The sequence below is a fragment of the Bradyrhizobium sp. LA6.1 genome, from assembly GCF_040547805.1.
Lineage (GTDB): Bacteria > Pseudomonadota > Alphaproteobacteria > Rhizobiales > Xanthobacteraceae > Bradyrhizobium > Bradyrhizobium barranii.
The window spans coordinates 101307-114612 of record NZ_JBEPQK010000025.1 but is presented as its reverse complement, the minus strand read 5'-3'; the positions used below and the strand labels follow the sequence as shown (position 1 = coordinate 114612).

The window sequence follows — 13306 nt, the reverse complement described above, 5'->3', positions numbered from 1 at the left end:
TCCGCTCCGCAGGGCCCAGGGGTGTCTTCGGGAAGAAGACGAGCAAGGGCCGGCGACGCCGGTCCGCAACCCCAAAAGGAGCCTTCCCATGCAACTGATCAAGGTCGATCCGCGCGCGCTGAAGGAGAACCCCGAGCGCATGCGCCAGACGAAATCGACTCCCCAGGCCGACGCTCTACTGCTCGCCACGATCAAGGCCGTCGGCATCGTCCAGCCGCCAGTCATCACGCCTGAGACAGGCGGCGGCAACGGCTACGTCATCAATGCCGGCCACCGCCGCGTGAAGCAGGCGATCGCCGCCGGCCTCGAGGAGATCGACGTGCTCGTCGACGAGGCGGCGAACGATAACGGCGCCATGCGCTCGATGGTCGAGAATATCGCCCGCGAGGCGCTGAACCCGATCGACCAGTGGCGCGCAATCGAGCGTCTGGTCGCGCTCGCTTGGACGGAGGAGGCGATCGGCGTCGCGCTCGCGCTGCCGGTGCGTCAGATCAGGAAACTTCGTTTGCTGGCCAACGTGCTGCCAGCGATGCTCGACCACATGGCCAAGGGCGACATGCCCGACGAGCGCCAGCTCCGCACGATCGCTGCCGCCTCGCTCGATGAGCAGAAGGAGGTCTGGAAGAAGCACAAGCCGTCGAAGGCTGATCCGCAGGTCTCGTGGTGGAGCGTCGCACAGGCGTTGCAGAAGACCCGGATGTTTGCTCGTCACGCCAGCTTCGGCGACGACCTCGCGAAGGCCTACGGCATTCATTGGGTCGAGGATCTCTTCGCTCCCGCCGACGAAGACAGCCGCTACACCACAGACGTCGAGGCGTTCCTCGGCGCGCAGCAGGAGTGGATGGCGGCCAACCTGCCGAAGAAAGACATTATCGCCGAGACCACCAACTACGGCGAGGTGAAGCTGCCGCCGAAGGCCGAGCGCGTCCACGGCAAGCCGGCGAAGTCGGACTGCACCGCGATGTATCTCGACCGCGACGGCCGCGTGCAGACGGTGCACTACCGTATGCCTGCGGCGAAGAATCCGAAGGGTAAGACCGGCTCCGGTTCTGACAACGCTCCGGACGATGTCGGCGAAGTCTCGAAGCCACGTCCCGACGTGACGCGCAAGGGCGTCGAGATGATCGGCGACTACCGCACCGACGCGCTGCGCGAGGCGCTCGGCCGGACGCCGATCGAGGACGACACGCTGATGGCGCTCCTGATCCTCGCCTTCGCAGGCCAGAACGTGTCCGTGACGACGGGAAGCGGCGGGACCTATTACGGCCACAGCCGGCTTGCGAAGAACGCGGCGGCACTGTTCGACGGCGCCGGCAAGCTCTCCTTCGACATGGACACGCTTCGTGTCGCGGCGCGCACCATGCTGGTCGACGTATTCTCGTGCCGGGAGAACGCTACCAATAGCGGCATCGTCGCCCGCGTCGCCGGCGAGGTGATTGGCGCGGACACCTTCCTGCCGAACATGGGCACGGAGAACTTCCTCTCCTGCCTGTCGCGCACAGCGCTCGAGGCGTCGTGCAAGGAGACGCCAGTCCTGCCGCGCCAGCGGGTGAAGGACACGCGCGCTGCCCTCGTTGAGCATTTCAAGGAAGGCCACTTCGTCCATCCCGCAGCGCTCTTCGCGCCGGACGCCGTGAAGCTTTCGCAATGGTTATCGTCGAGCGAGACGCCGGCAGACGCCGATGAGGCTGAAGAGGACGCCGCCGGCATGGGAGATGACCTCTCTGACGAAGAAACCGAGGCATTCAGGGAGGCGGCCGAATAGAGGAACGCGCCTGTTCTTCGAATGATCCACCGCCGCCGGCCCAGCCGGCGGCGGCTTTGTTTCCACGCACACGCAACTGAGGAGGACACGATGTCCGCGCACACGATCTTCGACAACGCACCCATCGGCTCGATTATCGCCTGGTCCGACGGAACGCCGCAGCCGCCGGCGCGCTTCAGGAAGAAACTCGCCGCCTGGCAGTCCAGCAATAGCGGGGGCCGCCTGATCCGAAAGCGGGGCGGACGAGGCGTCGGCAATGTCTCGCTGTCGGCCTGTTTCACCCTGCACGAGGTCGACTATGGCGCCGGCGGCGTCATCGCCATCCGCGTCCACCGGACGTTTTCGCTCGAGTCGAAGCTCCACTTCACCGTCGTCGAACGTCCAGCCATCGGCTCGGTCCGCGTGCTCGACCGCGCCGGTGATGACGCCGAACTCGTCTATCTCGCCACGAACGAGGCGGACGCGAAGGAGTGGCTGACACGCCACGGCTATCCGCACGCCGTGCTGCAAGAAGTGACGGCCGACGAGGCAGGCGCCGACATCATCGAGGGGAGGACCGCGGCATGAACGCGTTGTCTCCCGCTTCCGACCAAGCCCCAGAAACCCAGGGCGTCTCTTTTGGCCGCAGCGCTGACGGCCTTCTCGTCGCGCTTGTCGGCGAGACGGCCTTTGCGATGGCGCCGATCCGTGACGGCCGGCATTTTCTCGTGACGGGCTGGCGCATCTCTCGCCCGATGGGCGAATGGACGCGCTCCAATTTCTACGGACACTCCGGTGAGCTCGCCGACGAGGTCGCATTCCGCGCCCGCGTGCTCGAAAACGCCGAGCATCAACGCGAGCGCAGGATGCTCGGTCGCGTCGAAGTCCATTCGCGCGACCACACGCCTTGGGGCGCCTCGCAGGGCGCGACCGTCTACGCTGAAGGCGTTGCGGCGCATTCCGCGGCTGGGCACGGCGGTTTCAAGCTCTCGGCCCAGCGAAACCGCAAGGTCCACCCCATGCTTCGCTCGAAGGGTGGCTGGTACGAGGAAGATGCCGAATGGGCGATCGTGGCGATCACCTTCCCGCATGTCTTCACGGCGTTCGAACGCCGTTGCGCCGAGAGAACGATCAAGGACAGTTGGCCGGACGCCTGGGAGACGATCTTCGGCGCGATCCTCAAGCCGGGCGAGTTCTACGAAAAGGACCGCCGCGCCTTTGAGCAGGCGCACGCGCGGGACTGGATCGTCGTGTCGGCTATCACCTCGAAGCACGCGGCCGGCTTCGTCGAAACTGTCGCCACGCCGGGCGGCAAGCGCGGGCCCGGGACTGAGGAGCGTCGCTTCCTCGTCCCTTCCGACGAATATCAGGTCAGCCGCTTCGGCTTCGTGATCGATGAGGCGCGCCACCAGGTCTACGGCGGCCCCTCCGACATCGTCGGATGGAGGTGATCCATGCCATGGCGCCTCATTGCCAAAGCTTTCGGCTGGCGCACGGCCACTGCCGAGGACGGCGAAACGCCGGTCCTCGTCGTCTGGCATCCGCGGCTCCGACGGCATTTCACCGGCACCGATGCTTGGAGGTGCGCCGTGCGCGTATCCATCCACGCGCCGAAGCCCTGCCCGGCTGACGTCGACAGAAAGGAGATTCAGCCATGAATGCCTTGTCGCCGTCGATCTCCTCATGCACGTGCACCATTATCCCGAGAGCGCCATCGCCTACGCACTCGACGGCATCCTTACGCCAGGCATGCGCAAGCACGCTGGCATCGATTCGGCGCGGGGCGTCGCTGGCGACGACGTCGCTTCATCCATCGCCGCGGTGTCCCTCCCGGACGACAACACTCCCGACGAGTCCGCCTCCTCTATGGCCCGTGAGGACGGAGCGATGATTGAGCGTCAAGACCAACGCCTCCTACTCGCGCGCATGAAAGCCGCGCAAGCCGAGACGCAGCGCCGTCTCGGCCTCATCGAGCGCCAGATCGCGTCACGGGCCGAACGGCTGACGATCACCGACCGGACGAAGCGAAGGCAGCGCGGCCGTAACGCATCGAGCTGGACGAATGCGGATGAGCGGCTGTTTCAGCAGCATGTCGCGGAGCTCGCCTTGGCTCGTCGCGGCGAGATCGACGCTCTCACGCGCAAGCTCGATCGGCAGGAGACGGCGATCGCCCAGTTTCGGACGCGTCATCGCGTTTCCGCTGCGTGGCGGTGAGAGGCGAAGGGCCCACCAATTGGAGCGCGAGTGTCAATCGGCGGTCTTTCTAGATTCTCGAGACCGGCTTTCCAGCGACGCTCGATATCGAGGTTTATGCTCTGACACAGATCGTCGGCATCGTCCCAGTCCTTGGTCTCGAGCGAGAGCTTGATCTCGGCGGGAAGCCCGAGAACTCGGTACTTCGAGGGAACGCGGCGACGAAACCACCAGACCTTGCTGCGCGGATTCTTCCAAGGCGCTTGCGCGGGTCCGTGGCGGAGAGAGTGTCAGTCAATCTCCATTGAAAGATAAAGCATTTTCGACCTTCCTACATCAAAACCCACCGTTTGAGCTACCGGGAAAGGGGATTTCGCCTTCGACAAAAGCCCGTCCAATAAATCGGTCATCGAAAACAGTGCCGTCAAGCGACTAGCCAAAGGCAATTTGCAGTGGCACCGCACGGCCTGATCGCCGTCAGTCGCCGAATCTAGTGACTCATTCGAGTTCTGGCCCAACCCTTAAATTTCCGCCGGCGGTCGACGCCATGAAAGAGCCATAGCGCGGCTTCGCAGGGCAACGTGGCGCGGAGTAAGAGAACGCTGGCGTGGTTGGACCTGCGACGACCGTAAAACGTCCTGCTCAGAACCCGCAGCTCCTGTATTGCTTGCTGGCGAGACGAAAGTGCGACCCGACCTCGACGAAGTCGACGTCCAAGCATTGACCACCCTGCCGATATCTGTCCTCCAGACCGTCGCAGTGGAGGTACTCGAGGTTGATGCGCCAGCGCTTCTCTTGAGGGAGGTAGGTGGCGAAATCATGCTGGGCGGCAGCCGGCCCTCTGCAAATCGCGGCGATGTACTGCCTGACCTCGGCGGGCAGCCCGTCGATGTGATGGGGATTCCATGGGTCGTCTTTGCCAACGCCGCTGCCTCTGGAGTTGGCCTCGAGTGTCGAACACATCAGAAGGGCGCAATACAGCAAAGCACCGCGTGCCGACGACCGAAGTATCGAAACACGCTGTAGTCCCAGACTCAACTTCCCAGACCACGATCCGATCGCCATGGACCGCTCCAACTTGACGCCAATAGGATACCCCCCTATATTATGGTCATGTCACATACGATCAAGCAGAAATCGAAGCTCCTGGCGCGGGTGAAACGCATCAAAGGACAATTGGAGGCCATCGAGCGTGCGCTGGAGGCCGAACTCGGCTGCACGGATGTCCTAATGCTGGTCGCGTCGGTCCGGGGCGCCGTCGGCGGTCTGACCACTGAACTTCTCGAAGACCACATCCGGCATCACGTCGTGGATCCGGATCGAGAGAAGGATCCCGAGAAGGCCAAGGGCGCCGCGGACTTGATCGACGTCGTCAGAACCTACCTGAAGTGAATCGCATGATCGATCTGTCGCAACTGCTCCAGCAGAGCAGCGCACACACCTGGCTGTTCGTCCCCAGCGCCATCCTGCTCGGCGCGCTGCACGGGCTTGAGCCCGGTCACTCCAAGACCATGATGGCCGCCTTCATTGTCGCGATCCGCGGCACGGTCTTCCAGGCCGTGCTTCTCGGGCTGTCGGCGACGACCTCGCACACCGCCGTCGTTTGGGCGATCGCCCTTCTCGGCCTCTACTTCGGCCAAGATCTCTCCGGAGAACGCAGCGAAGCCTATCTTCAGATCGTGTCCGCGGCCGTCATCCTCGGGGTCGCCGCCTGGATGGTTTGGCGCACCTGGCATGAGCAGAACGAGGAACACGCTCACGATCATCACGACGAACCGCAGGTCGTCACGCTCGCGGGCCGGACTCTGTCGATCGAGATCTTCGAGAAAGGCGTTCCGCCGCGCTGGCGGATCCGCAGCAAGGCCGGCGGCCTATCCTCCGCCGACGTCCGGGTGACGACCGTTCGCGCCGACGGCACCGAGCAGACCTTCGCGTTCGCCGACCGCGACGGATACGTGGAAAGCCTCGGTGAGATACCGGAGCCGCAGGCCTTCAAGGCGCGCCTCGCGCTCGCCGGCGACGTCGCCGAGGTGCTGTTCGAGGAGCACGATCACGACCACATGGATCTCGGCGAACAGGACGACGCGCACGCCCGCGCTCATGCCGCCGACATCCGCAAGCGCTTCGCGGGACGCACCGTCACCACGCCGCAGATCGTACTGTTCGGTCTCACCGGCGGCCTGATCCCGTGCCCGGCGGCCATCACCGTTCTTTTGCTCTGCATCCAGTTGAAGCAGTTCAGCCTCGGCTTCGTGCTGGTGCTCTGCTTCGGCATCGGCCTGGCCATCACGATGGTATCCGCAGGCGTCGTCGCCGCTCTCAGCATCCGGCACGTCGAACGCCACTGGAGTGGTTTCAGCCGCTTCGCGCATCGCGCGCCTTATGTTTCCGCCGCGTTGATCGTCCTGGTCGGCCTCTACACGGGCTGGTCGGGCCTGCACGAATTGATGATCTGAACCGCGGCCGCGTCGATTTGCCGTGCCGAGCGGCCCCACGGGCTCGTTGCAGGAACCTTTGGTCTCAGGTATCCCCTCCCAGAGGATAGGATATCGGACCATGAGCAAGGACCACGTCCACGAAAGCCACCCGGAAATCGTCAAGCGGCTGAAGCGGGCCGACGGGCACCTCCAGAAAGTCATCGCGATGCTCGCTGATGGTCGACCATGTCTCGACCTGGCGCAGCAACTGCACGCCGTCGAGAAGGCGATTTCCGAGGCGAAGAAGACCCTGATCCACGATCACGTCGACAACTGCCTGGACGCTGCCGCCAACGGCGGGTCGGGCAAGTCGACCAAGAGCGTTCTCGCCGAGTTCAAGGCGATCTCGCGCTACCTGTAGCGGAGCAGCAAATGGTCCTGCGTGTACGGACGGCTTCCACGATTCTCGTCGTGACGCTTGCGGCGATTGCAGGCGCCATCGTGCCGGCAAGCGCGCAGTCGGGTTCCGCGAAGCGGGCGGCCATCGTCATGGACGACGAACGCATCAAGCTCGCCGGCATCGAAGTCCGTCAGGCGGGGCCTGCTTCGATTGCCAAGCGGCTGACGGTCCCCGGCACGATCGTTCCCGATGCAGGCCGGGTCGCGCACGTCTCCATCAAAGTTTCGGGCACGGTCGCGGATTTGCGGAAGAACATCGGCGACGACGTCGCGAAAGACGAAATCCTGGGCGTTCTGGAGAGCCGCGAGGTCGCCGACGCCAAAAGCGAATTTCTCTCCACCAAACTCTCGAACGAACTGCAGCAGGACCTCACCGCGCGCGACAAATCGCTATGGGAAGGCCGCGCCGTCCCCGAACAGCAGTACATCAAGTCGCGCAACGCGGCGGCGCAGATCGAAATGCGCTTCGGCATCGCTCGCCAGAAGCTGATGGCGCTCGGCGTCAGCGATGCGGAGATCGCCGGTCTACCGCAGGCGCCGGATGGGACGTTGCGCAGCCAGAACGTCCGCGCCCCCATCTCCGGACGCATCGTCGAGCGAAAGGTGGAACTCGGCACCGCGGTCGGACGAGACAGTCTGGAGACCGAGCTCTTCGTCATCGTCGACCTCAGCCGGGTCTGGGTGGAACTGGCGGTCTCGTCGATCGACCTGCCCCTGGTCAGGGAGGGCCAGGATGTCGCCGTGGCCGTACGTGGAATCGCGGAGACCGGTTCGGGCAAGATCACGTTCGTCAGCCCGCTACTCGACAAGGACACGCGCACGGCCCGCGTCGTGGTCTCGCTCGACAACGCCGGCGGCCGATGGCGCCCCGGCTCCTTCGTCACGGCGAACATTGCCGTCGAAAGGCATGATGCGGCGGTCGCCGTCCCCTTCGCCGCGATCCAGACCGTCGTTGGGCGCAAGGCCGTCTTCGTCCGGACCAAGGGCGGTTTCGAAGCGCGCAATGTCGTGCTCGGCGGACGGGACGGACCGGTCGTCGAGATCGTCTCCGGCCTGGCTGTCGGCGAGACCGTCGCCGCCTCGAACACCTTCCCGCTCAAGGCGGAGGTATCCAAGCCCGGCGACGAGGACTGAGCGATGATCGAACGCATCGTAGAATTCTCAGTGCGCCGTAGATGGCTTGTCGTGCTGATCACCTTGGCCGCGGCTGCCTCCGGCTTCTGGTCGCTGACCAAGCTTCCCATCGACGCCGTGCCCGACGTCACGAACGTCCAAGTGCAGGTCAACGCGGTGGCGCCCGCACTGACGCCGGTCGAGATCGAGAAGCAGGTCACGGTCACGCTGGAGACGGCGCTCGCCGGCATGCCCGGTCTGGAGTCGACACGCTCTTTTTCGCGCAATGGCTTCGCGCAGATCACCGCAGTCTTCGCCGACCGGACCAACATCTATTTCGCGCGGCAGCTCGTCTCCGAGCGTCTCAACGAAGCCAAGGCCAATATGCCGCCCGGCGTCGACATCCGGATGGGTCCGGTCTCGACGGGCCTCGGCGAGATCTACTGGTGGGCCGTTGAATACGAAAAGCCGGGCACCCACGCCCCGATACGTGACGGGCAGCCAGGCTGGCAGGCCGACGGGAGCTACCTCACTCCGGAAGGCGAGCGACTGACCGACGACTTCCAGCGCACCGTCTACCTCCGGACCGTGCAGGACTGGATCGTCCGGCCGCAGATGAAGACCGTGCCCGGCGTCGCCGGCGCCGACGCCATCGGCGGCTTCGTCAAGCAGTACCAGGTGCAGCCCGATCCGGCGAAGCTCGTTGGCTACGGGTTGTCCTTGAAGCAAGTCATCGACGCGATCGAGGCCAACAACGCCAGCCGAGGCGCGAACTACATCGAACAGAACGGGGAAGGATACGTGGTACGCGCCGCCGGCCGCGTCGAGAACATCGAAGACATCGAGAACATCGTCGTCGCGACGCGTGGCGGCGTGCCGGTCCGCGTCAGGGACCTTGCCGAGGTCGCGATCGGAAAAGAACTCCGAACCGGCAGCGCGAGCGTCGACGGGCGCGAAGTCGTTCTCGGCACCGCGCTGATGCTGATCGGCGGCAACAGCCGGACGGTAGCGGCCGCGGCGGACACCAAGATCAAGGAGATCGGCAGGACGCTGCCCCCAGGAATCTACGCCCACACGGTTCTCAACCGCACCCAACTGGTCGACGCGACGATTCACACGGTCGCCAAGAATCTCGCGGAAGGCGCGCTCCTGGTGATCGCCGTGCTCTTCGTCCTGCTGGGAAACTTCCGCGCCGCACTCGCCACCGCCCTCGTCATACCGGTCACGATGCTCGTCACAGCGAGCGGGATGCTGCAGGGACGGATCAGCGCGAACCTCATGAGCCTCGGTGCGCTAGACTTCGGCCTCATCGTCGACGGTGCCGTCATCATTGCGGAGAACAGCCTCCGGCACCTCGCGGAGCGCCAACGCGAGTTCGGCCGCGCCCTGTCGCTGCAGGAGCGCCTGGACACCGTGACGGCCTCCACCGTCGAGATGATCCGTCCCTCCGTGTTCGGTCAGATCATCATCATACTGGTCTACACGCCCTTGCTCGCCTTCTCCGGCGTCGAGGGCAAGACCTTCGAGCCGATGGCGCTCACCGTGATGATCGCGCTGGCCGTAGCCTTCGTCGTTTCGCTGACGTTCGTCCCCGCGGCCGTCGCCATCGCGATCCGCGGACGCGTCACCGAGCGCGAGAACGTCATCGTCCGGACGCTGAAGCGCTGGTACGCCCCGCTCCTCGCGGGCTCGATCGCAAGGCCGTTGCCCGTCGTCGCCGGCGCCGGGCTTCTCTTCGTCGGCGCCGTGCTCCTGTTCGTGCGTCTCGGCCAAGAATTCACCCCGACCCTCGACGAGAAGAACATCGTCATGGAGGTGAAGCGCGTGCCGTCGACCGCGCTCGCGCAGTCGCAGAGGATGCAGCTTCTCATCGAGCAGCAGATCAGCACGCTGGAAGAAGTCTCGTTCGTCTTCTCGCGCACCGGCACGCCCGATCTTGCCGCCGACCCGATGCCGCCGTCCTCGTCGGACACCTACATCATCGTCAAGCCGCAGGACGAATGGCCCGATCCTTCGATGACGAAGGGAGATCTGATCAAGAAGATAGAGGAGGTGACCGCAAAGCTGCCCGGCAACAGGATCGGCTTCTCGCAGCCGATCGAGATGCGGTTCAACGAGCTCATCGCCGGCGTGCGCGAGGATCTGGCCGTCAAGGTCTTCGGCGACGACTTCGAGCGGATGCAGAAGACCGCCGGCCAGATCGCCGACGTCATCCGCAAGATCGACGGCGCCGAGAGCGTGAAGACAGAGGAGACGACCGGTCTCCCGTTCCTGGATATCAATATCGACAAGGGGGAGATCGCGCGGCGAGGCCTGAGTCTGGCCTCGGTGCAGGACCTGATCGCGACCGCGATCGGAGGCACCGACGCCGGTCTGGTCTTCGAGGGCGACCGACGCTTCAAGATCGTGGTGCGGCTTCCGGACGAATTGCGGGACAGCATCCCGGCGCTCGAGGAGCTGCCGGTCCCGCTCCCGCATGCGAATCCGAACGCACCCGCGGCGTCCATCCCGCTCCGGAACGTCGCCTCGTTCGATCAGACCGTCGGCTACAACCAGATCAGTCGCGAGAACGGCAAGCGCCGCGTGGTGGCGACGGCCGAGATCCGAGGTCGGGACATCGGCTCGCTGGTGACGGAGGCGCAAGCGAAGGTCGCCGAACAGGTGAAGCTGCCGCCGGGTAGCTATCTCGCCTGGGGCGGCCAGTTCGAGAACTTCGCGGTCGCGCGCCAGCGCCTCGTCTTCGTCGTGCCCGGCGTCTTTGCGCTGATATTCATGCTGCTGTTCGGGGCCCTGGGCTCGGCACGGGACGCGGCGCTCGTCTTCAGCGCGGTTCCACTCGCGCTGACCGGCGGAATCGCTGCGCTGTGGCTTCGCGGTATGCCCTTCTCGATCTCGGCGGCCGTCGGCTTCATCGCGCTGTCCGGCGTGGCCGTGCTGAATGGTCTGGTCATGCTGACGCAGATCCGGCGGCTGATCCTCGAGGGGGTAGATCACAGAACGGCGATCCGCGAGGGGGCGCTGACCCGCTTTCGACCCGTCGCGATGACGGCGCTCGTCGCCTCTCTCGGATTCGTGCCGATGGCGCTGGCGACCGGTACGGGCGCCGAGGTCCAGAAGCCGCTGGCGACCGTCGTGATCGGCGGGCTCCTGACCGCGACCCTGCTCACGCTGGTCGTTCTACCCGCGTTGTACGCCCGCTTCGCCGTCCCCGCCGCGGGCGGGCAGGCGCAGCGGCTCGGTCGCGCCCCTCATCCACGACCGCGCAGCGGAGTAACGGCCCATGCTGTCAGTCCTTGCTAACCGCACCTACCGTCATCTGTTCGCCGCCCAGGTCATCGCGTTGATCGGGACGGGACTGATGACCGTAGCGCTGGGGTTGCTGGCGTTCCGTATCGCCGGCGAGAACGCCGGGGCGGTGCTGGGGACGGCGCTCGCCATCAAGATGGTCGCCTACGTGCTCGTCGCGCCGGTCGTAGGCGGTCTCGCAGGCCGCTTGCCGCGGCGAACCTTCCTGGTGGCGATGGACCTGACCCGTGCCGCGGTCGCGATCGCGCTGCCCTTCATCGACCAAGTCTGGGAGGTCTACGTCCTCATCTTCGTGCTGCAGTCCGCGTCTGCCGCCTTCACTCCGACATTTCAGGCGACCATCCCGGACGTGCTTCCGGAGGAGCGCGACTACACGCAGGCGCTTTCTCTGTCCCGCCTGGCGTATGACTTGGAAAGTCTTCTGAGCCCGACGCTTGCGGCCGCCTTGCTGACCCTGGTCACCTTCAACGGGCTCTTCTTCGGAACCGTGATTGGCTTCTTCTGCTCGGCCGCGCTGGTGGTCTCGGTAACGATTCCGCAAGCGCCGGCAACGCGTCGCCGCCACGGCTTCTACGACGATACGACGCGCGGCATGCGCATCTACCTGGCGACGCCCCGCTTGCGCGGCTTGTTGGCGCTCAATCTCGCCGTCGCCGCAGCGGGATCGATGGTATTCGTCAACACCGTGGTCCTGGTGAAGGGCGCGCTGGGCGGAACTGACGGCAACGTCGCGCTCGCACTCGCCTGCTTCGGCGGCGGCTCGATGGCGGCCGCGCTCCTGCTGCCTCGCCTGCTCGATCGGCTGCCCGACCGAAGGATCATGCTCTCGTCGGCGGGAATGCTGGCTGCAGTGCTGGTCGTCTTCGGATCGATCATGACGATATCCGGAGGTAACGGAGGCGTCAGGTACGCGCTTCTGCCGACGTGGGCACTATTGGGGATCGGATACTCGGCCGTCATGACGCCGTCCGGGCGCCTGTTGCGCCGGTCGGCCGGCGCTGCGGACCGACCGGCCGTGTTCGCCGCTCAGTTCGCGCTGTCGCACCTGTGCTGGCTGCTGACCTACCCTCTCGCGGGCTGGCTAGGCCCGGCGATCGGACTCGCTGGGACGTTGTTTGCGCTCGCCATCGTCGCGCTCGCCGGCGCGGGCCTCGCTTGGCGGCCCCACAGCGGATCCGGACGTGATCAGGCACGAACACGCAAACCTGCCTCCCGATCATCCGCACCTGGAAAGCGAGAAGCAGAACCACGCCCACGCGTTCGTCATCGACGATCTCCACATGCGGCGGCCGTGATCCAACGCGCCAGCGCCGGTATGTCCGCCATTGCCATGAAAAGTCAGGTGTCCTCCAGCACGATGACACCCCGTGGCTCGGCGAAATCACGTAGAGCCGATCCGGCGCCACGAAAGCCGTGGTGTGTGCTCCCGATGCCGTCGGGGTCCTAATATGTTCACCAGTCTTCGGATCGATCGTCTCGATCACGCCCGGCTCTCCGATCGCAACGTGTGCGCGACCGGAGTGTTGGTTGAAGAACGTCACGTCGGGAGGGCCGGCGATCGGCCAGACGTTCATAATTTTTCCGCAGGTGCTGTCGACCTCCACCAGGGCGCCGTCGTCGCAGGCAGCGTAGCCTGTGGTTGAAGTGATCGATATCCAATCCGTGGCGCCGCCTGATGGCAGCGGCCAATGGATGACGTCGCCGAGATCGGGCAGTCGAGCGCTCACGATCATCGATGGCTCACGGATACAGACGAAAACCCGCTCCGCAGCAGCGTCGGTCACGCACCACCGCGGGCGACCCGGCAGGTCGATCGCCCGCTGCCTGATCTCCTTCAGATCGATGAATTGCAGCGATGGACCTTGCTGGGCGTCGCCTATACAGGCCACGATCCCGATGCCCTTGCGCTTGACGAGGGCGGCACCATTGGGCCGCTGCCCTTACGGAAAGACGCCTTTAAGTTCGTGGGTCGCAGCGTCCAGCCACGTGATCGTCGCGGCACCGCGGTTGGTCGCGAGAATTCCCCCTCGTCAGCGACCGCCCCGGCGGCCCCAGGAAAGCCCGGCAGGTGGCA

At 65.2% G+C, this 13306-nt stretch carries 11 protein-coding genes and 1 pseudogene; 10 read left to right on the top strand and 2 right to left on the bottom strand.

The window, feature by feature from the left end; translation table 11 throughout:
- Positions 1 to 88 precede the first annotated feature (88 nt).
- From ABIB99_RS39880 to ABIB99_RS39865, 4 genes are all read left to right on the top strand, one after another.
- Entirely contained in the window at positions 89 to 1765 is a 1677-nt protein-coding gene (locus ABIB99_RS39880; protein ID WP_354121928.1) for a ParB/RepB/Spo0J family partition protein, read from the top strand.
- 90 nt (positions 1766 to 1855) lie between these two features.
- Positions 1856 to 2332: a UCP036055 family protein gene (locus ABIB99_RS39875; protein WP_354121929.1), complete on the top strand. Its 477-nt coding sequence runs from the start codon at positions 1856 to 1858 to the stop codon at positions 2330 to 2332.
- Positions 2329 to 3195, top strand: a complete 867-nt coding sequence (locus tag ABIB99_RS39870) for a DUF7007 domain-containing protein (protein ID WP_354121930.1) — start codon at positions 2329 to 2331, stop codon at positions 3193 to 3195. The genes ABIB99_RS39875 and ABIB99_RS39870 overlap by 4 nt, the downstream gene beginning before the upstream one ends.
- Before the next feature lie 232 nt (positions 3196 to 3427).
- Positions 3428 to 3958, top strand: a complete 531-nt coding sequence (locus tag ABIB99_RS39865) for a hypothetical protein (protein WP_354121931.1) — start codon at positions 3428 to 3430, stop codon at positions 3956 to 3958.
- Here ABIB99_RS39865 and ABIB99_RS39860 read toward each other — a convergent pair.
- Positions 3931 to 4170, bottom strand: a pseudogene (locus ABIB99_RS39860) (DUF6538 domain-containing protein); the annotation flags it as partial. The gene ABIB99_RS39865 and the pseudogene ABIB99_RS39860 sit on opposite strands and share 28 nt — an antisense overlap.
- 409 nt (positions 4171 to 4579) lie before the next feature.
- Positions 4580 to 5002, bottom strand: a complete 423-nt coding sequence (locus ABIB99_RS39855) for a hypothetical protein (RefSeq protein ID WP_354121932.1) — start codon at positions 5000 to 5002, stop codon at positions 4580 to 4582.
- A gap of 48 nt (positions 5003 to 5050) precedes the next feature.
- Between ABIB99_RS39855 and ABIB99_RS39850 the strand changes: the two genes are divergently transcribed.
- The 6 genes from ABIB99_RS39850 (at position 5051) to ABIB99_RS39825 (ending at position 12679) form a co-directional block, all read left to right on the top strand.
- Entirely contained in the window at positions 5051 to 5329 is a 279-nt protein-coding gene (locus tag ABIB99_RS39850; protein WP_354121991.1) for a metal/formaldehyde-sensitive transcriptional repressor, read from the top strand.
- A gap of 5 nt (positions 5330 to 5334) precedes the next feature.
- A complete protein-coding gene (locus ABIB99_RS39845; protein WP_354181146.1) occupies positions 5335 to 6393 on the top strand; it encodes a nickel/cobalt efflux transporter in 1059 nt (352 codons plus the stop codon).
- A 100-nt stretch (positions 6394 to 6493) separates the two neighbouring features.
- Entirely contained in the window at positions 6494 to 6775 is a 282-nt protein-coding gene (locus ABIB99_RS39840; RefSeq protein WP_354121934.1) for a metal-sensing transcriptional repressor, read from the top strand.
- 11 nt (positions 6776 to 6786) lie between these two features.
- The gene (locus ABIB99_RS39835; RefSeq protein WP_354121935.1) at positions 6787 to 7947 is read left to right on the top strand and encodes an efflux RND transporter periplasmic adaptor subunit; all 1161 of its coding nucleotides are present in this window, start codon (positions 6787 to 6789) and stop codon (positions 7945 to 7947) included.
- 3 nt (positions 7948 to 7950) lie between these two features.
- Positions 7951 to 11226: an efflux RND transporter permease subunit gene (locus tag ABIB99_RS39830; protein WP_354121936.1), complete on the top strand. Its 3276-nt coding sequence runs from the start codon at positions 7951 to 7953 to the stop codon at positions 11224 to 11226.
- Positions 11207 to 12679, top strand: a complete 1473-nt coding sequence (locus ABIB99_RS39825; RefSeq protein WP_354181143.1) for an MFS transporter — start codon at positions 11207 to 11209, stop codon at positions 12677 to 12679. The genes ABIB99_RS39830 and ABIB99_RS39825 overlap by 20 nt, the downstream gene beginning before the upstream one ends.
- Positions 12680 to 13306: the final 627 nt, after the last annotated feature.